Annotated in this window: 1 protein-coding gene; it reads left to right on the top strand. The window is 66.1% G+C overall.

What is annotated here, in order from left to right; translation table 11 throughout:
* Window positions 1-505: DMT family transporter (locus tag ENZ75_RS16810; RefSeq protein ID WP_245481164.1), on the top strand; the 505-nt coding region annotated here is incomplete at both ends.

Genomic DNA, 505 nt, shown 5'->3' with positions numbered 1-505 from the left:
CCTCCCTGGCCGGCTATCCGGCCGCCGTCCTGTGCTGGCTGCTTTCGGCCGGTGTCTACATCGCGGCCAAATGGGTGGCGCCTGAAATGCCGCCCTGGGGTCTCTGTTTCTGGCGGCTGACGCTTGCCTGCGCCATCCTGCTGCCGATCGTGCACCGTCATCACGAGGCGATGATCGGGCTTTTGCGAACGCGCGCCGTGGAGGTCGTCGCCGTGGGGGCGATCGGCCTGACGCTCTGCCAGGGTATGATCTACCATGGCCTCAACCACACCGACGCCACCACGGCCGGCATCATCATGGCGCTGTCGCCGGTCATGACGATGGTGCTTGCCCGTTTCGTGCTTGGCGAGCCGCTCGGCCTGTGGAAGTCGCTTGGCGCGCTGGTTGCGCTTGCCGGGATGATTTTCATCGTTGCCCACGGCAACCTGACGGCGCTGCTGCAGCTCAAGCTCAACGCCGGCGAGCTGTGGATCGTCGGCAGCGCGTTCTGCTGGGGCCTCTACAC

It is taken from the genome of Mesorhizobium sp. M7A.F.Ca.CA.002.04.1.1 (assembly GCF_004022805.1).
Taxonomy (GTDB): Bacteria; Pseudomonadota; Alphaproteobacteria; order Rhizobiales; family Rhizobiaceae; genus Mesorhizobium; species Mesorhizobium ciceri.
Note: the sequence above shows the minus strand (reverse complement) of the source record. Positions and strands in the feature narration are given on the sequence as shown.